The organism is Endobacter medicaginis (assembly GCF_014192375.1).
Lineage (GTDB): Bacteria > Pseudomonadota > Alphaproteobacteria > Acetobacterales > Acetobacteraceae > Endobacter > Endobacter medicaginis.
This window is the reverse complement of sequence record NZ_JACHXV010000028.1, coordinates 1-18,048: the sequence shown is the minus strand read 5'-3', so window position 1 is coordinate 18,048 and position 18,048 is coordinate 1. Positions and strand designations below refer to the sequence as shown.

Below are 18,048 nucleotides of genomic sequence, written 5' to 3'. Positions count from 1 at the left end.
CGGCCACCGGCCGCAATCCGCGCCGCGCAGCTTCCACTCGCGGCCGTCGCCGCGTAGGCTTCAGATCGGTGTCTCACAATCTGCGGGCGGTACAGTCGCATCATTCACCCCGAACCCGACCAGGCGCAGGTCGATCGCCGCGTGACGGCCATCGGTGATCACCGACAGCAGGATGTCGTCGCCCTTCTGCGGCTTGCTGCTGCGCCCTTCGATCGCGGTGATCCGTGCGGCGAGGGTCTTCTGATAGGCACGGAAGGCGTCGCTGGCCGGAGCGACGACGATCTGGCGCTTTCCCGCCTGCAGCGCCGGCAGGGCGACGTGCTGGCGCAGATCGTCCTTCTGCACGACATCCGCGAAGGCGCGATACATCGCCATCAGGTCGGCGACGTTCACGAACTCGGAGAACCGCGTCACCGGCTTGTATTGGCCGCTGGGCTGCAGTTCGAGCTCGGTGCGCGTGTCGCCGAAATTGGCCGCCCACGCGTCGAAATAGTGCAGGTTCCGCTCGGCCAGTGCCTCGTGGCGCATGAAGCGCTGGATCGAGAACATCTCGCCGAGCGTGTTGGTGATCGGGGTGCCGGAGGCCAGCACGAGCCCCCTGCCCGGCCGTTTCGTCTCGAGGTAGCGTGCCTTGACGTAGAGGTCCCAGGCGCGCTGGCTGCCGTTCGGGTCGATGCCCTTGAGGTTGCCCTGGTTGGTGGCGAAGGACAGCTTGCGAAATTGCTGCGCTTCGTCGACCAGGATCTGATCGATGCCGATCTCGCCGATGTGCAGCAGATCGTCCTTGCGCGACTTCAGCGCCGCCAGCTTCTCGACCATGCCCTCCTTCATGCGCTCGATGCGCTTGCGGGAGATGCGATCGTCACGATCCACGGTCTCGAGGATAGCCTCGAACTCGTCGATCTCGGCCTGCATCATCTCCGCCTCGAAGGCGGCAGGTGCTGCGATGAACTTGAAGGCGTCGTGCGTGATGATCACCGCATCCCACGCCGCGGTCGCTGCCCGGGCGAGGAAGCGCTGCCGCTTGGCCTTGACGAAATTGGTCTCGTCGGCGACCAGGATGCGCGCGGTCGGATACAGCATCAGGAACTCGCGGCTGATCTGAGCGAGGCAGTGGCCCGGCACCACGATCATCGGCTTGGTGACGAGGCCCAGCCGCTTCTGCTCCATCACGGCGGCGCACATCGAGAAGGTTTTGCCTGAGCCGACAGCGTGCGCGATGTAGGTCGATCCGGCAGCGATGATCCGCCAGATCACCCGCTTCTGGTGCGCGCGCAGGGTGATGATGTTGGAGGCGCCGGGCAGGACCAGGTGCGATCCGTCGAAGTTCCGCGGCACGAGGTTGTTGTAGGTGTCGTTGTAGACCCGCAGCAGGCGCTCGGCGCGGTCGGCGTCGCGCCAGACCCACACCTCGAACGCCGCCTTGATCTTCGCCAGCTTGTCCTTGGCGGCCTCGGTCTCCCTGGCATTGAGCTCGCGATGCTCGCCGTCCGCGTCGCGCCAGGTGTCGAAGATCGGCGGGATCGCCGCGGTCAGCGCATCCTCCAGCAGTTCGCCGGCATGACGCCGCTCGGTGCCCCAGACCGAGGTCGCCTCGGCGCGCCCCGCGAAGGCGTTCTTCGCGACGGTCCAGCAGGCGATGCTCGGGGTATGATGCACGCTCGCCTCGATGCCGATCTCCTCGGCACAGAAGCGCATCACGTCGGACGCCGGGATCCAGGGCGCGCCGAGCCGGGCGGTGACGTCGGACGGGCGGAGATCGACCGGCTGCACGGCCTCGAGGGCGGCAATGTTGCGAACGAAGCGACGATCGCGCTCCGCTGCCCGGCGTGCGCTCGCCAGCTTGGTCCGAACGGGGCCGGACAGGAACTCATCCGCGGTGATCCAGATCTCGGCATCCTCGGTCGTCGCGTCGTGGTCGAGAAACACCCCCTCCCCCAGCTCTGCCAGGACGGCTTCGCGGCCCCGGCCGAGCAGTTCGCAGATCCGCGGCAGATCGACCCGGCCGCATTCATGCAGGGTGACGGCAAGGGCATCGGTGGCCGATGTCACCACCGGCTCCGCCGGCGGATGGATCACCCGGTCGGTGAACACCGGGCCGGGCCGGCCGGTATCGGTCGCCTCGTCGTAGCTCTCGATCGCGGCCACCAGCCAGACGTCCGGATCATCGAGGAACGGGCTCAGATTGGGATGGCGCCGGGTCTCATGCTCGACGCCAGTCTCCTCGTCGGTGCGGGTGGTGATGGTGGTGTGGTTGATCGGCCCGAAAGCTGCGGTGAAGGCGCGGTAGGCCGCGCGCAGGCGCCCTTGCTCGCGGCCGTAGGGCTGGTTCTCCAGCTGCAGGCGCAGGACCTGGCGGGCATGGTCGCGCACCGGGATCAGGGCGCGGATGATCCTTGCGTGTTTCTGGAAGATGCCCTCCTTCTGACCAGCCTTCTTGATCGCCACCAGCGATGGGCGACCGTCGACGATCTGATGCAGCTCACCGGCCTCGATGACGTAGCTGCCTTCGCGGATTCCGCCATCACCGATCGCACTGGGGCGGGTGAGGCCTCGGGGGCGATCGGCGCGTAGCGTCTCGGGCTCCGGAAAGCGGGCAGACGGAGGCAGGTTGGCCAGCGCTCCGGCGAGCGCGACCGCGAGATCGCGGCCGTCGGCCTGGCAGGTGTAGGTCGGGCCATACGGCGATGTTGTCCAGGCATGCGTGCCGAGCACCTGGCCCGGGTGGTCGAGGAAGTGCTGGTTGATGTGGAGCGGCCCATCCCCCTCATCGGTGCCGGCAACGTCGGCCGTCTCCACCCAGCCGAGGTCGCCCGGCCCCTCCCCTTCCCCGCGCTTGCGGAAGATCAGCACATCGATCACCACCTCGGTGCCGGCCTCGGCCAGCATTGCGCGCTGCGGCAGCCGCACCGCACCGACCAGGTCCGCGAGTGAGGCGATATGCTGGCGGGCACTCTGGCTGCGCTTGTCCATCGTCCACCGCGACACCACGAAAGCCGCGAAGCCGCCCGGACGCAGCTGCGCGATCGACCGCGCGATGAAGTAGTCATGCAAGGACAGGCCGAGCTTGCCGGCCGCGTCATCGGCATGGACCGTGCGATCGGAGAATGGCGGGTTGCCGATCGCCAGGTCGTAGCCGGCCTCGAGCCGTGCACGGGTGAAATCTTCCTGCCGGATCCAGAACTCCGGGAACAGGCAGCCCGCGATGCGCGCGGTGATCGGGTCGTCCTCGACGGCGGTGAACGCCACCCGGCCCGCCAGCTTCGCCGGCACGGTGGCCATGAACAGGCTGGACCCGCAACCGGGCTCGAGCACGCTGCCGCCGCGAAAGCCGAGATCCATCATCGCCGACCACATCGCGCGCACGATCCACTCTGGTGTGAAGTGGGCGTATTGCGTTGCCCGCATCAGGCCCGATCGCTCCGCCACGGTCACGACGGCGCCGAGATCCGCGCCGATCGCCTCCCAGCCCGTGCGACAGGGATCGTCGCCGAGCGGGAACAGGCTGGTGGCCAGCTCGGTCGCCCCGAACGCGACGAAGCGTGCCAGTGTTGCCTGCTCATCGGCCGAGGCCGGCCGCTCCTCCTCCTCGATCTGCTTGAGCAGTCGGATCGCGGCGATGTTGTCGGCCGCTCTGCCCTTCCAGGTAGGAGCCAGACTGCGCGCGCTGTCGAGCACGAAGTTCCTTGGGGTGGGCGCCGGCAGTCGCGGAACCACCGGGACGGGACGATCGATGGGCTCGATGAATGATGGCGTCGGGGCCGTCCCGAGCGCGGTGCTGTCGAACAGGGAGAACTGCTGGCCGAAAAAGTTCATCTGGGGCTCCGGGCATGAGTCGGCGCCGGACGCGCTCGAGAGCGGTCCGGGGGCCGGGTGGGATTTGGCAGGAGCGGTGGGCGGGAGCGCGCAGCTGCGCTCTTCCCTCCCCTCAGAGACTTTCCTGCCTATCCTCCTGGAGCACCGTGCTGTGGCGGGGCGGGCAAGGGCGACGCGCAGCGTCGGCACCGGAGCCACGCGCAGGCCGCGTCAGCGGGCGAGCATGGCGAGGAGCTACCCCTTGCCTGACACGGCGCGGCATGGTCGCCCCTCCCCTAGTCCTTGGCCGCTCTTCGATCTGCTTCATTCTGCGGCGCGCGATCATGATCGCACGCCGCAACGGCGAGCGGATTCTAGACGGTATTATGTAATTTTCGCGTCGGCTTGACTCAAATCGGAGGGCCTGACGACTGCCCGCAAGTCGTATCCCTCTGACGTCAGCGATGACGAGTGGTCGCTGGTGGTGCCGTAGCTGATGCTGATGCTGATGCTGCAGGATGCGCCGCAGAATGCGGGTTCGTGCTATTACCTAGGCGGTAGGTTGTCGAACGATCCTTCGCCAAGACTACGCATTGCCGAAGGCTGGTGAAATACGACGAATGCTACGTCGCCACGCTTGCCAGCTTCCACGTCATGGCCTCCGTCGGATACATGCTCAGACACGCCACTCATATCATGAAGAGTGCATAACACCCTCTAAAATAAATATCTCGACAGGTTGTTACAGTAGCAGTTCTAGTGATTGCAGTATCTCTGGACGGCAAATGAGCAATTCTTGCTCACAGCGTCAGAAGAACTGGCTGTTTCAAATTGACCGACATCTTAATCAGCAACCCTTTTCACTAATTTTAAGATCTCTAAACTCGCCGAAGCGAGCTCTTCCAAGGTTGGCTTTCCAACATTTGGAAAACTTACAGTGACGATGCCGCCGCGAGCCGCTCGTTGTCCTTTCGCTATGACCTCGCCGGCGGCGTTCCTTACGACATGCGTTGTTGGCACAGATCTTGGTCGTGCCTTCGGCGCGATGGCCGCTTTGAGCCGCTGCATCACTGCGGCTGCGGGAAGTGTTTGCTCACCGGTTTCACGGCGTGCCTGTTGTTCATGTGCTAAAAGCGCCGCCTCGCTGAGCACGGCATCGTGCGTGCGCGATGAGCGGATCAACGGGGCTAGCTGTGCCGCATGGCTGATCCCCAAATCATGGGGCGAACCGAACGCTGCGTAAACCCCGGGCGGCAGCCTCGCGAGTTCAAGGTAGCGACTGAGCCAAGTGTCGGTAACCTTCAGACGCTGCGCCATCTTCCTCTGATCACCGTCGTAGAAGCGTTCAACGGCGCGAAGATAATCGCGAGCACGCTCGATGTCGGACAGATCGCGTCGGCTGCGGTTCTCCAAGTCGGAGACCCGAAAGGCTTCCTCGTCATTGAGTTCGCGAGGCTCAACCAGAAACCCGAATGTTGGGTGTCCGTTGGCGCGCATCCAACTGACCGTCCAGTGCCGCCGAGCACCGCAAATGATCTCGAAATCGATATTTGCGTCGCCTTTCACTCGACGAACGATCGCGGGAACCTCCTGACGCCCCTGAGCACGGAAGCTCTCGATCAGATCGGCGCAGTTCGAGTCGTTGAGCGCGTCATAATCGCGGTTATGTGCGTCCCATACGCGACAGCGCGCAGGATCGACTATCTCATGCATACGCGCAACAGACTGCCCTTCAGCTAATTCAGCGAGCCGATTGCCACGCGATTGGAGCACGCCCGTACGGGGCGGGAGCCGCGGGGTATCGGCTGGTTCCCCCATCAGTCCCGACAGCAATTTGCGATTTCCTTGGGCCATTTTACCTATTCTTATCAAATGGTTATGCGGCGCTTGCAGATATGCAAACCTAGAGGACACCCTCGGCGCGCAACTTCGCAGCTTGGCTCGGCCACATCAGCCTGACTTGTGTTTCGAGCTCGGAATTCACCGCATTGAGATATATCATAGCGCGCTGATAGGTCTCACGCGACGTCACAGGCCCATCAAGCTCGTAGACCGTCATCAGTCGGGCCGAGGCATTGTCGATCTCGGCGCTGTCCTTGATGACCGCGCGAAGCATGCTCTCTCCGAAGATCGATCGCATGAGTGCGATGAGCTCACGCTGCATGCTCTTCTGCTCATCTGCTCGCGTCGCGACCAGCCGGACCCAGGAGAAGTTCAGCGGGGTTTGGTGTTCGGCCATGACCTCGAGGGTTTCGTGCAGCATTGCTAGAAACGTCGTCGTCGAAGAGAAGTCGACGACCGTCGGAGGAACGGGAATGAGCAAGGCATTTGCTGCCCGCATGACCGACAGCGAGATCGTACCTAACGCGGGCGGTGGATCGAGGATGATGATGTCGAAATAATCGGAGATGGACGCAATCCCCTCTGCGAGACGATCGAGGAGTTGCGGGCCTTGTTTAGCCACGCGAGCCGCGAGCTCATATTCTGCGGAATAGAGCCGAAGGTTCGCCGGTACCATGTAGAGGCCGTCCCAATGGGTCGCCCGGACGGCGTATTCGAGACTAGTCATCTCTGCATTGCGGAAGAACGGATAGAGGGTCTCGTCTTCTGTAAAATCGATGTCCGGAACATACCCAAACAAGCCCGTCGAAGATCCCTGGCTGTCGCAGTCGATCAGGCAAACGCGATAACCTTTGATCGCTAGAAACTGCGCCAGATGCGTGGAGACAGTCGATTTTCCGACCCCGCCTTTAAAATTCTGCACGGCGATGACTGCAGCCGGATCACCTTCCTGCCGCCAGGGCCTGGTGCCGAACGCCTCCCGCATTTTGTTGATTTCGGCAAGCGTATAGCCGATCCGGCGACCGCTCCCGGTCCGGGCCACGGGCGCGATCCGGCCATCCTTTTCAGCTTCGCGTATCGCCGCTGGCGTACGCCCGACGAGCTCCGCAGCTCGGGTGATGGAGAAGCGTGGCGACTGCCGTCCATCCTCCCCCGCCCCGGCTTGTCTGCGAAGTGATTCAAGGACGGTGAATGCGCGGCTGTAGAGATCCGATATATGATGGACAACGTCCGGGCCGGACTGTTCGACGCTCATACTTTGACTATCCTGTGCTCGACGCCCAGAACCGCGGTATGCCCGCAAGCCCGAGCGGCTGCTTCAAGTTGGGTGGAGAATGTGTTGCGGATGTAATCGGCTTGGAAGGCTGAGCCGACCATTAAGACGGGTCCGCCTTCCGTTTCCACAATCTTGGCTTTCTCAAACCAGACCCGTGCCTGCGAGTTACCGACCCGAGCGAGAATCTCGTCGAGCATCTTTGAGTTCGACGTTTTAGAGTTGCTCAGTTGGACCAATGGCTCTGGCACCAGCGAACCTTCTGCATCGGCCGACGGGCGTCTGATCGCAACCAGTTTTTGATGCAAGGGCGGCGGTGACGCGTGTAGCTTGACCGCTTGGGTGTCGAACTCGACTTTAGCGTCAGGATAGACGGCCGAAACTTGACGCTCCCATGCATCGCGGATGGTTTGACGGAACTTACGGATATTGCGTCCGTCATTACCGAAATGGACGGCCAGCTGTGCCCAGCTCAGCTGAGATGCACGTTTCGCGTTGATCCTGGGCAGTCGGTAAGCCAGCCACGTGTAAAGATCGAGCGCGGTAGGTGAATCGCGCAATTGCCCGATTGCATTCTCGTTCAGCGGCACCGCATGGTCTTTCAGATGATCGTAAAACGCCTCGGTCATACGGATCTCGCGCAGGAACGAGCCGTCTTGTCGATCAGTGCCGACGTATTCGTTAGTAAGCTTGATCTCTTTGAGCCCGAATTCTCGGGCCCCATCGGCGAGCATATCATCCCAGCGAATCATCCATTCGCAGGCCAAGAGGCGGTCAAGCTGCTCGCGGATCAGAGTGGCGGATCCTCTGGGGCCATAGCTGATCGTTTGATAACCTAAGCGTCGCATCCATTCGGTGAAGGTTTTCCCGAGGTGGACGTGTCGCGACTGTGCTCTGACTGCTTCGGTCATTATGTGTATCAAGATCAATCGGGGGAGTGATCCGAAAGGCACCCCTATCGGCACGAGACGGCTCTCAACGCCAACAAGTTGCAACACGGGCTTCGGATTGATCACCAGCGTGTAGTTGCCGTCTTTGCGAATTATGGGCGCGTTCTCGTCAGATGGTCGCCTGACCGGCAACGACATTGCGCACAAAGCCGAGTGCAGAAAGCTTGGGATAGGCTCAATGCCACTAACTGCCGCGACACGTTGGAAAAGGTCTGGCTGACCCAGTTCCTCCGCCAGTCGCTCTGCGGCAGCCGGACCGTCACTGACAAGTGCGAGGTGCACCTGTTGGCCCTGTGCCAAACCTTGTCTGGACAATCGACTGCCCCCCCGAATCGCATTCGCGATGTCACTGCGCAGTAGCACAAGAATGCTCCGACGCCAACGGTTTGCACAATTCCTGCGAATTCGGAATAGAAATCGCAAATCGACCGATGAAAAGAGTACGGTCGCTACCTAGGAATCTTCTTCGGAAAAAAGCTTTAGGATTAGTACCATCTGCATCGGTTTGCCGCTCGAGTCGTGTACCGGCCGCATCGTTCCGAATCCGTTTGGCCGTACTGTCGTCAGCGGATCAGCATACCGAGATCATCGGCGTACCATCTGCATCGGTCTCCGGCCAATTTGCCACCAAACGATCGCTACAAGCCGCGCCTGTATCCTCCGCTATGTCGACCGCCATCATCATTGATGACGCTGGCGTCTCCTATGGCCATGTTGATATTACTCCAACGTAGCTCTCCGAGCGGTCTCAGCGTCTCACGGCAAGCTCTTACATGCGGCTACGTGTTTTCGTTTTTGGCGTACCAACATCATCGCTCGGGCGACCGGACAACGATCAGTTGATTGGCCTGCATGAACGATTATCGACCGTGCTAAATGATGTTGTTACCTGTGGCCGAGACTGTCTCTCGATGGCCGTTCTTTATCTCATCCATATTCTCAATCGGCAGAAGCATAACGCCGAGCGGACCACGAATTTGTTCCCATTCACGCGGCGTCGAGGGGGGGGGGCATAGCCGCCGCAGTGATCGGGAGAGTTGAATTTTCCTCGAGAGCGACGCGGACAAGAATGGCCTTTATCGGTCGCGTAAAATCGGTGATTAAGAGACCTTTCGGCGCAATTCCAATGAGTTGCGTTGGTTTTGCAGGTCTGCAAACCAGCTAATCGACGGCATTCCGGTAAGTCTAAAAAGGGTTGAACGGATGTTTCTGCGCGGGTGGTGATCTAGCGGTCGAACCACGTCTGGTGCGCAGACATGGCCTACATCTCGATGCATTGGGGCCTCCTCTATCTGACCGCGATCATGGCCGGGGCGACGCGGAAGGTGCTGACCTTGCGGTTGTCAAACACGATGGACGCCGGCTTTTGCGTTGCGGCGCTGGGGGAGGCGCTCTCCCGCCATTGCAAGCCCGAAATCTTCAACATGGACCAGGGCTGCCATCTCACCAGCTCCGCCTTCACCAGTGTGCTGCGCGAGACTGAGGTCCGCATCAGTATGGATGACCGGGGGCGCTGGATGGACAATGTGTTCATCGAGCGCCTCTGGTGGTCCCTCAAATATGAGTACGTCTATCTGCACGCCTTCGAGACTGGTTCCGATCTTCGCGCTGGCCTTGGCTGGGGTTCACCTATCACAATCACCCAGCGACCCACTCTGGGCTGGCCGGGCGAAACCAGGCGGAGACTTATGGGTGGATCGGCGCATCGTGCGATGAATCCGAACTCTGCGCCGTCAGGAGGCCGGCATCGCCAGGCGACTGGCCCTGTTCCCGTGGACCCGCGCGCTGACCAACCTCACCGGCCGGCATCCATCGACCGAACTCCATCTTTCGTTCCTGCATCCTGCAATGCCGGGCGTCTCGACGATGGTGAAGCGAATGGAGAACACCGGCAGACAGCGCGCATCGGGGAGAGGTAGGGGATCACGAACCACGACCAGTGGCGGGATCTCAGGGCACGTTGGGCCTGAGATCCTCGTCCTCGACAGCACCGGCCTGCACGAACAGATCGATCGTCATCCATCCATCCACGGTCCGCAGCACACCGTCTTCCGTCAACACCTGGAAGGGACCGTTCAGATCCCATCCCTTGCCGGTGCGCTCACCTTTGACCACCAGGCCCTCGAGCCACTGGTGGCCGAAATCCGCGTAAAGCATCGTGCCCGGCATGGGACCGAATTCGGCCGCGTGGTGGGCTGCCCACAGATCCTGTGCGGTCTCGTTCTTCGCCAGCGCCGCGGCGAGGGCCGCCAGTTTGCGTAGCCGCGCGATCGAGGTGGACTCTTTTTCTTCGGTCGACATGGAGAGGATCCTTCTCACGGCAGGAAACGCGCCGCGTGTTTCATTCATGGGAGTTCCAGGATGGGGACCTGGATCGAACCGTCCGGCAAAGCTTAGGCCCTGATCACGAGATCTGTGTATTTGCGGATGTTTTCGTCGGCCGTCAGCAGATGCAGCGGTTCCGTCAGCGCCTGCGCGACGAGCATCCGATCGAACGGGTCGCTGTGATGGTGGGGCAGGTCGTGGACTGCCGTGGCATGCGAAGCGGTGACTGGCAGCTCACGAAAGCCTGCGTGGGCGAGCTGAGCGGAGAGCTTGTGCACATCCGCATCGAGCTTGCCGAGCGACGTCTTGATGGTGATCTCCCAGATGCTGGCCGCGCTGACAAAGACCATCTCGGCACGGGTCATCACGGCCCTGGCCTGCGTCGTGAGTTTCACATCTCCAGCCATCGCCCAAAGAAGGATGTGCGTGTCGATCAGAAGCCGCATGGCCGACCCTCGAATGCGGCCTGCAGGTTATCGGGCAAGGGCGCGTCAAAATCGTCCGCGATCCTGATCTCGCCCTGCATCAGACCGAAGCGAATGGCGGGCTTGCTCTGCACGGGCACGATCCGCACCACCGGTGTGCCGGCCTTGTTGATCACGACCTCCTCGCCACGGACAGCGGCCTCAATGAGGCGCGAGAGCTGGCTTTTAGCCTCGTGGATGTTGACGTTCTGCATGACAGCCTCCGGATTGACGCCACGACCTAGTCTAGCTTAGCCAACCGTTGGCTTGCAAGATTGGCAGGTGAAAAACAACCCTGATCGCGTGGCCTACCTCCCGCCAAAGGATGCTCCGCGAACGGATCCCCGCCTTCGAAATATGGATCGATCGAGTTGTAGGTCGCGTGGCGCGCCAGCGCCTTCAAAGCCGGCAGGGAGGCTTTTTTCCGCTTGCCCGTGGTCAGCACCCCGCGCTTGAGCGAGTGACCGCCGAACGAGGCGCCATCGAGGCCGGCCGCCGTGGCGCGGGCCTGGATGATGCGCGCGACCGACCGATCGCTCAACGGGTCGGTGGTGGCCAGGACAGGGGCCACGACCGCCGACGGCGCGCCCACCGTTGCGTTCCAGTCCACCGTCCTGGCCGCTGCGCGCACGCGCCGGAAGAGCGGCCCCTTCCGCAAGCCCGACACCACCAGCCACCGCCCATACGCCTCGACCGCGCAGAAGCCCAGCGTGCCGCGTGGCACCGAGACCACCACACCGGCGGCGCGTCGATCGCCCTTGGAGACGGGCAGGGTGATCGAGAGCCCGCGCTCGTCCACGATTACATCCTCGATCTGCAGGCAGGCCAGCTCGGAGCGCCGGAACGCGCCCCAGAAGCCCAGCAGCAGGAGCAGCGCATCGCGCGCGCCGGCAAGGCTGAACCGGTCGATCGGCTTCAGCATCCTCACCAGCACGTCGTCTGTGGCTGCCGCTTTGCGCCGGGGCCGGAAGCCATCCTCGGCCGCCGTGCGCCGGATCCCGGCCATTGTCTCGCCCACCGCCGCGTCAGCCGTCGGCACCGGGCAGCCAGCGAGCTGGTGCAGGTAGGTGAGAGAGGCGCGCCGCAGCTCGATCGTCGCGGGAGCGTGGCCGCGGCCACGCTCGTCCGCCAGGAAAGCGGCAACGTCGGCAGAGCGCGCCGGCAGGCAGGGCAGTCCATGCCCACTCGCCCAGGCGCACCAGGCCTTCACGCCGGAGCGGTAGGCACGGCGGGTATTGCCGGCCCTGGCGCGGAGCGCATAGGCGTGGGCAGCCCGGGCCGCTGTCTCGAACGAGCCGTCGTTCTTCGGGATCTCGGCATCGACGATTGCTTCGAACCAAGTCTGGACCACCACACCCGGCTGGCCAACAGGGGAGGGAGCGTGGACCGGGGCAGGCAGGTCATCGCCGGCTGGCAGCACTGCAGGCATATTGATCCGCTGCACGTTGGCCACGAAGCGGGGGGCAGTGCGCAGATCCAGCCGCAGCTGCAGCTCATGACCGGGTGGGATGACACCCACATGCTGCAGGACCAGATCACCGGCAGCGGCGGCATAGGGAACGTCGGGCGCGAGCCGTAGATCTGCCGGTGCGGGTTGGGAGCCGGGCGTGGCAGGAACCACCAGATCGAGCGGCAGACCGGGCGAGAAGCGCGCGGTGCCCAGGATGCGCGGCAGCTTCGTGAAGTCACGCAGTGCGCGCCCGCGCTGGGCGGTCAGCCGGTCGGCGCGGTCCAGCAGAGCGTGCAGCGCGTCTTCCAGCCCCTTGCGTGAGGCCAGAACCTCATGCAGCAGGCTCATCCCAGCCGGTCGGCGGCAGCGTCCAGGATCGCGCGTGCGAGCCTAGTCTCACGCATTACATCCTCGGCCCAGCAGACCCATTCGGACGGCGTGGCATGCTCGTTCGGCCGACGAACATAGGGGTCACGGAGAGCCCGAATTTCGGCCGACGTCATGTACAACATCGGATCGAACGCTACGGGCATCGCGCCCTCGGTGGATGCGCCTTGCATCTCGGGCGCCCATTGCCGTGCCGTCATCGTCTGCCTCTCGTTCGGATCATCAGTGAAGCTTCCGGCCTGCCGCTACGCGCCTTCGAGTGCTGCGGCTCGTCAGGTTTGGACCCAACCTTGGCTCCAAGGGTGAAATCTGCCTCGATTTCACGAAATTCTAGCTGTCCGCTTTATGTCCGACAAGGGAACTTATCGGACATAGAGCCAGGACAGGAGAATCCGGATCAGATGTCGCCGCAGATCCGATAATACCCCACACTTTCAATCATCTAGCACGAATTCCGCTTCCCCGTGCGAAGGCTCTAAACCAAAATGGACATTTGGTCTCGTCGGAGGCGTGTCTATGCGTGACATGAGTCATCTGCGCTGATAGATTGAGATATATCTTGGTATATACCAACTATGCCGGAGGCCCCATGGCAGATACCGCCAAGATCTTCACCAACGGCCGCAGTCAGGCCGTCCGCCTGCCCGCCGCCTATCGCTTCGAGGGTAAGGAGGTCTCCATCCGGCGCGACCACGCGACCGGTGACGTGATCCTGTCCGCCCGGCCACGCGGCTGGGGAACAGTCCTGTCGGAGATCCGCGCAGCCGGGGGAGAGGTGCTGTTCCCCGAGGGACGCGCGCAGGACGAGGCAGCGCGCGATCCGTTCGCGCGGACCACCCCGTGAAGACGGTCTTGTTCGACACCAACACCGTCAGCGACATTATCAGCGGCATCGAGATGGTGCTGCGCCGGGTAGAGACGCTCAACCCGGCGACATGCCGCATCTCCGCCGTAACAGCCGGCGAGATCGCCTACGGATTGGCCCGTCGCCCGGACGCCACGCGGTTGCATCGCCTGACCGCCGCAGTGATGGAGCGGCTGGAGGTGCTGCCCTGGGATCAAGCCGCCGCGGCGCGCTACGGCCTTCTGCGTGCGGATCAGGAGCGCCAGGGCCGATCACTCGGCGCCCTCGACATGATGATCGCAGCCCATGCCCTTGCGACCGGCGCGACACTGTTCACGAACGACAAGGCGTTCCAGGGCGTGCCCGACCTCCGCCTGGTCGATGCCCGGGCGGTCTGATCCCTTCGCCGGTGATCGAACATACCGAGACCACAAAAGCCGCCTATGCCGCGACTTGGTCGTTATTCCAGCGTTGGGCGACGGGAGCTGGCCGATGCCCGGACGCGCCGGTTTCCATCGAGACACTGCAGGCCTACACTCGAGCCTGGCCGCCCGGCCTGGGCCGCAGCGGCCGCAAGCTCCGGCTCGCCGGCATCGCGCACGGCCACGCTCTCGCCGGCGTGCCCTGGCGCGCGCGTGACCCGGCGATCGCCGCCCTCCTACGCGGCGCCGATGCCGACGAGGCCGCGCTCGCGCAGTGTCTGGCCTGCTGCGCGGACGACCTGACCGGGCTGCGTGACCGGATCCTGCTGCTGCTGCATCACCGCGCCGGTCTCACCCGGATCCAGCTCGCGGCGCTGGACCATGCCGATCTGGTTTGGCGCGCGGACGGGCTGCTGATCCAGCTGCGCGATGCCGACGGCAATCCGTCCGTCCTTCCGCTCGCCCGACACCGCGGCGATCCTGCCTGCCTGGTCGCCGCGCTCGAGCTGTGGTTGCACACCGCGCGCATCCGCTATGGCGCGGTGATCCAGCGCCTGGGCGCTCATGGCTGGCCAAACGGCGCACTCGACCGGCGCGGCGTGCGCCTGCTGTTGCAGGCGATTGAGCAGCGCGCGGCGGCCGTCACCAAGGTGCTGCCTCAGGGCCGGGCCCCGGTCCCCGGCGCCTGGCGCAGCGCAGCGCATCGCAAGGCGCAGCGCGTCGCTCGGCAGAGCGCCGCGGCTCGGTGCCGATGATGTCGGCGGAGACCCGCGCCGACGTCACGGAACGCTGGAATCGCTACGAGCTCGTCCTGACCGGTCTGCCGGCGGATATCGCGCGCTTCCGCGACGCGGCGCGCGGACCCGGCGGCGTGCCCTGGCCGCTCGATGCCGACCACCAGCACACGACGCTGATGGCACGCCTGATGGCGGGGGCCGGCGGCGCTCCGCTGCCGCGCCACGCCGAGGATCTCCTCCGCGCGATCGCCCAGGCGCAGGAGGCCCGCCACGCTCGGCTGCTGGTGGCGTGCGCCAGCCCCGGCGGCGGCTGTCTGCTCGATCTCAACCGGCTGCTGCCGGTCCCAGCCGGACTGCTGGCTTGGGGGCCGGATCACGGCGCCGCGCTGGACTGGCTCGACCGGCACTGGGGCACACGGGAAGCGGTGCGGCAGATCGACCTGCAGGAGACGCGCGACCCCAGGCGGCACAGCCGCCGCCGGCTGCGCTTTCGGTTCTGGATGCTGGACGGGCGCCCTGCGACGCTCGCCGCGTCCCTGCTCCGGGCATGGCCGGAGCTCGAGGTGACCATCCGCTCGCTGGAGCTGCCCGGTGGCTGAACCCGACACCGCCGAGCCGCCGCCGAAACGCGCCACCGCAAGCGAGGCGCTGTGGGAGAACTGGGAGATCCCACCCCGTACGCCCATCATCCCGACCGTCCACATCGAGGGCTTCGACGGTCCGATGGATCTGCTGCTGGACCTTGCCGAGCGTCAGCGGCTCGATCTTGGCCGGATCTCCATCCTGCAGCTTGCCGAGCAGTTCGCCACCGCTATGAACGCGCTGGAAGCGGTCGTGCCGCTGAACCGGCGCGGGGACTGGCTGGTGATGGCCACCCGCCTGGTGCAGCTCCGGTCCCAGACCCTCCTTGCCGCCAGCGCAGAGGAGCATGACGCCGTCCGGAAGGCGGCCATCGGTGCCGAGGCCGTGCTGCTGGAGCGTCTGCGCATGCGTGGCGCGGCGGACTGGCTGGACCGACAGCCGCAACTCAGCCACGACGTCTTCGCCCGGCCGCCGCAGCCGGGGAACGGGGTAGCGCGAGAGGCGGACCTGCTGGGTCTGCTGGAAGGCGTGCTGCTGGTGATGGACGGTCCGCGTCAGCCACCCGTGCTGCCAGAGCGCTGCCGGCCGGTGCTGTTCCGCCCCTGGCCGGTAGCCGAGGCGCGCGCCAGGGTCCTCGCCCTGCTGGAGCAGCGGCGGGATCAGCCTGAGCGCCTGTCCCTGCTCGATTGCCTGCCGCCCGCGTTGGCGGATGACACGATGCCCCGGCGCGCGCTGCGCCACCGTGCTGCTCTCAGCAGTGTTTTCTGCGCGGCGCTCGAGCTGGAGAAGGACGGGCTCTGCGCAATGTCGCCTCAGTGGAAGGTCCCGACGGTGCGACGGGTCTAAGCTGAGACGCCCGTGAAGCAACCTTCCGGAACTCGGATTCTCAACCATCCGGACCTGGCCCGCGAGTGCAGCCACGGTGGTGTAACGCTAGATCCGCCCATCACGCGGCAAGCTGCTTCCAGGCGTCCGGCTCGGGTACCGGGTTGGCGAGATGGGTGGCGGCCAGGATTTCAAGCCAATCAGCGACGACGGCTGGGATCGGCTCCGAACCAGCCGCCCAGCGCCGGATCAGCATGCAGCAGCATAGAACCGGCCACCGACCGTCAGCCCGAGCGGACGGCTCCGTTGGCATCCGAGCCGAGCCGGCCCGAGACGTTGGCGAAATACTGCCCGACCGTCCAGCCGGTCATGTTGTTGTTGGACAGCGCGGTGGCCGAGACGTAATTCGAAAGCGGCGCGCTCTGATCTGTCGCGTTGGAAAGAGCGACGCCGGTGCTCGGCCCGAACATGTAGCCAGCATAGGTCTGCGCCACCGTCGCGGGCTGACCGGTGCCCGACGATATCCGGTCGGCGATCGAGCCCATGTAGAGCGCGGCCACGGTGGCATTCGCGACCGGGTCGTTGCGATCGTCGGCCGTGTAGTTCAGCCCATTCTGCCGGCAGACATCGTTCCACGTGCCCGAGGTGATCTGCCACGGACCCGTCGCCGACGTGCTGCCGTTGGCGGCGGCGACATTGCGGAAGTTGCTCTCGATCTGCCCGAAGGCCGCGAGTGCTGCCGGATCGACGCCGACCGCCTGCGCCGCCGCGACGGCCCCGCTGCCGAAGGACGTCGCCTGCAGCAGCGCCAGCGCATCCGTCGAGCCGGCCGCGTAACTCGCGCCTCCGCCCGCCCCGGACCCGATGCTCCCCGTGGTGCCCACCGACGATGCGCCGGTGGGCATCATGAACTGGGGCGCGCCCAGCTCGGGGATCGACGGGATGACCTGGGCGGGCACCTGGGCGTGCGCCGGCACGACGATCGCTGCGATCGCGACGGCCGGCCAGCGCGCCGGGATCATCGGATGCTATATCCGACGGCGCCGGTCGAGGTCTCGCCCATGAGGGTGCACTTCGCCGATGGGTTGAATTTGTTGCGGTAGGGGTGGACGAGCGAGCCGAGCACCCAGCCGGTGGTGCGGCCGCGATACAGCACCTGGTGGTAGCCCGCCTGGACCACGCCGGTATCGGCGATGCTGTCGCCGGTCGTGCCGATCGACTTCGATCCGGCGACGGGCGCTGCGAGGATGAGCGAATCATCCGCGACGCCCATGCAGGTGGCAGGGATCGGCAGAGGGGACAACTTGGGCTGGGCGATCGAGCTCTGCGGCACCGGCGGTCCCCAGTTGCGGGCCGGGCCGTGTTCGGCGCGCTCCATCGCGTCGTGATCCAGCTGCTTGAGGTCGTTCGCATCCGGCGCCGGCTGGGCGCGGGCCGCGGTGCTGGCGAAACCGGCGGCAAGCGCCGCGGCGAGGAGGAGATGGGACCGGGTCATGAAATGCTCCGTTTGAAGGTCGACCCGTCGATCGTGCCGCATCCGGTTGCGAACGCCTCATCACCCGTCAGCCCGGCTTGCTCTGGCTGCCCGGCAGGGTATCGGCGATCCCGAACAGGCTGCGATCGAGGCGCAGCCCGCCGGAGCGGTGCTGCTCGAGCATGCCGCGCAGATATCCCCCCGGCGAGCGCACGAGCCCTGCCGCATGGCGGTTGGCGATCACCGCGACTGCGACTGCGGCGGTCCAGCGACCCAGCAGGCCGCAGGCAGTCTCCCAGGCATGACGGCTGATGCCCATCTCCCCGGCGACATAGTAGGCCGCCTCCACGATCTCGGCCGGGCCCGGCCTGGCGCTGGTCACCCAGGACCGAAACGCTGGCGCGATCCGGAGCAGGAAGGCCGGGGTGGTCGGAAAGCCGCCGATCGGCCCGACCTCGGCCGCTGCGGCGTCCGAGGGTGCGGCACGCGGGGAACCGCCCGGCCGACTACCCGACATTTCCTGAGCATGAGGCGCAGCGCGCCTCTCCGTTGTAGCTTTAGCTGTATGGATAGGGTTTGTAGTTAGGGCTGGGACTCATAACCAGTAGCTGACGACGGCTGCGATGCAGACTGCTGCGTGAAAGTTGATGGCGAGGCGATCGTATCGGGTAGCGATGC

16 protein-coding genes and 4 pseudogenes are annotated in these 18,048 nt (G+C 64.7%); 7 read left to right on the top strand and 13 right to left on the bottom strand.

From position 1 onward, the window contains the following. Positions 1–99: 99 nt before the first annotated feature. Positions 100–3,816 (bottom strand): annotated as a pseudogene (locus FHR90_RS16015) (lactate dehydrogenase); the annotation flags it as partial. 504 nt (positions 3,817–4,320) lie between these two features. On the opposite strand from FHR90_RS16015, the pseudogene FHR90_RS17550 reads away from it, so the two are divergent. After that, a pseudogene (locus tag FHR90_RS17550) lies at positions 4,321–4,506 on the top strand (IS5/IS1182 family transposase); the annotation flags it as partial. 132 nt (positions 4,507–4,638) lie between these two features. Here the strand turns inward: FHR90_RS17550 and FHR90_RS16010 are convergent. From FHR90_RS16010 to FHR90_RS16000, 3 genes are all read right to left on the bottom strand, one after another. After that, entirely contained in the window at positions 4,639–5,508 is an 870-nt protein-coding gene (locus FHR90_RS16010; protein ID WP_218061929.1) for a ParB/RepB/Spo0J family partition protein, read from the bottom strand. Between the two features lie 190 nt (positions 5,509–5,698). Continuing rightward, positions 5,699–6,892 carry an AAA family ATPase gene (locus tag FHR90_RS16005; protein WP_176622122.1) on the bottom strand — a complete coding sequence of 398 codons (1,194 nt, stop codon included), beginning with the start codon at positions 6,890–6,892 and terminating at the stop codon, positions 5,699–5,701. Next, on the bottom strand, positions 6,889–7,998 hold the full coding sequence (locus FHR90_RS16000; RefSeq protein WP_183275535.1) for a replication protein RepA: 1,110 nt from the start codon (positions 7,996–7,998) through the stop codon (positions 6,889–6,891). The genes FHR90_RS16005 and FHR90_RS16000 overlap by 4 nt, the downstream gene beginning before the upstream one ends. Before the next feature lie 1,091 nt (positions 7,999–9,089). Between FHR90_RS16000 and FHR90_RS15995 the strand changes: the two are divergent. Continuing rightward, positions 9,090–9,649 (top strand): annotated as a pseudogene (locus tag FHR90_RS15995) (DDE-type integrase/transposase/recombinase); the annotation flags it as partial. 161 nt (positions 9,650–9,810) lie between these two features. Here FHR90_RS15995 and FHR90_RS15990 read toward each other — a convergent pair. From FHR90_RS15990 to FHR90_RS15975, 4 genes are all read right to left on the bottom strand, one after another. After that, positions 9,811–10,161 (bottom strand): hypothetical protein, encoded by a 351-nt coding sequence (locus FHR90_RS15990; RefSeq protein WP_176622124.1) that lies wholly within the window; start codon positions 10,159–10,161, stop codon positions 9,811–9,813. A gap of 92 nt (positions 10,162–10,253) precedes the next feature. Further along, positions 10,254–10,631 carry a type II toxin-antitoxin system VapC family toxin gene (locus tag FHR90_RS15985; RefSeq protein WP_176622125.1) on the bottom strand — a complete coding sequence of 126 codons (378 nt, stop codon included), beginning with the start codon at positions 10,629–10,631 and terminating at the stop codon, positions 10,254–10,256. Beyond that, positions 10,619–10,864, bottom strand: coding sequence for a type II toxin-antitoxin system Phd/YefM family antitoxin (locus FHR90_RS15980; RefSeq protein ID WP_176622126.1), 246 nt, complete (start codon positions 10,862–10,864; stop codon positions 10,619–10,621). The genes FHR90_RS15985 and FHR90_RS15980 overlap by 13 nt, the downstream gene beginning before the upstream one ends. A 26-nt stretch (positions 10,865–10,890) precedes the next feature. Continuing rightward, positions 10,891–12,447: a site-specific integrase gene (locus tag FHR90_RS15975; RefSeq protein WP_176622127.1), complete on the bottom strand. Its 1,557-nt coding sequence runs from the start codon at positions 12,445–12,447 to the stop codon at positions 10,891–10,893. A gap of 628 nt (positions 12,448–13,075) precedes the next feature. Here FHR90_RS15975 and FHR90_RS15970 point away from each other — a divergent pair. Genes FHR90_RS15970 through FHR90_RS15950 form a run of 5 tightly spaced genes read left to right on the top strand, consistent with a single transcriptional unit; the run spans position 13,076 to position 15,917 of the window. After that, positions 13,076–13,330 carry an antitoxin gene (locus FHR90_RS15970; RefSeq protein ID WP_176622129.1) on the top strand — a complete coding sequence of 85 codons (255 nt, stop codon included), beginning with the start codon at positions 13,076–13,078 and terminating at the stop codon, positions 13,328–13,330. 8 nt (positions 13,331–13,338) lie between these two features. Beyond that, on the top strand, positions 13,339–13,728 hold the full coding sequence (locus FHR90_RS15965) for a type II toxin-antitoxin system VapC family toxin (protein ID WP_176622130.1): 390 nt from the start codon (positions 13,339–13,341) through the stop codon (positions 13,726–13,728). An 11-nt stretch (positions 13,729–13,739) separates the two neighbouring features. Then, positions 13,740–14,507, top strand: a complete 768-nt coding sequence (locus FHR90_RS15960; protein ID WP_183275534.1) for a site-specific integrase — start codon at positions 13,740–13,742, stop codon at positions 14,505–14,507. Continuing rightward, positions 14,507–15,088, top strand: a complete 582-nt coding sequence (locus tag FHR90_RS15955) for a hypothetical protein (protein ID WP_183275533.1) — start codon at positions 14,507–14,509, stop codon at positions 15,086–15,088. The genes FHR90_RS15960 and FHR90_RS15955 overlap by 1 nt, the downstream gene beginning before the upstream one ends. Beyond that, positions 15,081–15,917: a segregation and condensation protein A gene (locus FHR90_RS15950; protein WP_176625389.1), complete on the top strand. Its 837-nt coding sequence runs from the start codon at positions 15,081–15,083 to the stop codon at positions 15,915–15,917. The genes FHR90_RS15955 and FHR90_RS15950 overlap by 8 nt, the downstream gene beginning before the upstream one ends. Before the next feature lie 100 nt (positions 15,918–16,017). On the opposite strand, the gene FHR90_RS17690 is transcribed toward FHR90_RS15950, so the two are convergent. The 5 genes and pseudogenes from FHR90_RS17690 to FHR90_RS15930 all read right to left on the bottom strand — a co-directional run. Then, positions 16,018–16,152, bottom strand: coding sequence for a hypothetical protein (locus FHR90_RS17690; RefSeq protein WP_256124375.1), 135 nt, complete (start codon positions 16,150–16,152; stop codon positions 16,018–16,020). Positions 16,153–16,180: 28 nt separating this feature from the next. Further along, a complete protein-coding gene (locus FHR90_RS15945; RefSeq protein WP_218062118.1) occupies positions 16,181–16,918 on the bottom strand; it encodes a transglycosylase SLT domain-containing protein in 738 nt (245 codons plus the stop codon). Next, positions 16,915–17,391, bottom strand: coding sequence for a hypothetical protein (locus tag FHR90_RS15940; RefSeq protein ID WP_176625391.1), 477 nt, complete (start codon positions 17,389–17,391; stop codon positions 16,915–16,917). Before FHR90_RS15940 ends, FHR90_RS15945 begins: the two co-directional genes overlap by 4 nt. A 67-nt stretch (positions 17,392–17,458) precedes the next feature. Further along, positions 17,459–17,887 (bottom strand): replication initiation protein RepC, encoded by a 429-nt coding sequence (repC, locus tag FHR90_RS15935; RefSeq protein ID WP_176625393.1) that lies wholly within the window; start codon positions 17,885–17,887, stop codon positions 17,459–17,461. 78 nt (positions 17,888–17,965) lie between these two features. Beyond that, positions 17,966–18,048 (bottom strand): annotated as a pseudogene (locus FHR90_RS15930) (IS5/IS1182 family transposase); the annotation flags it as partial.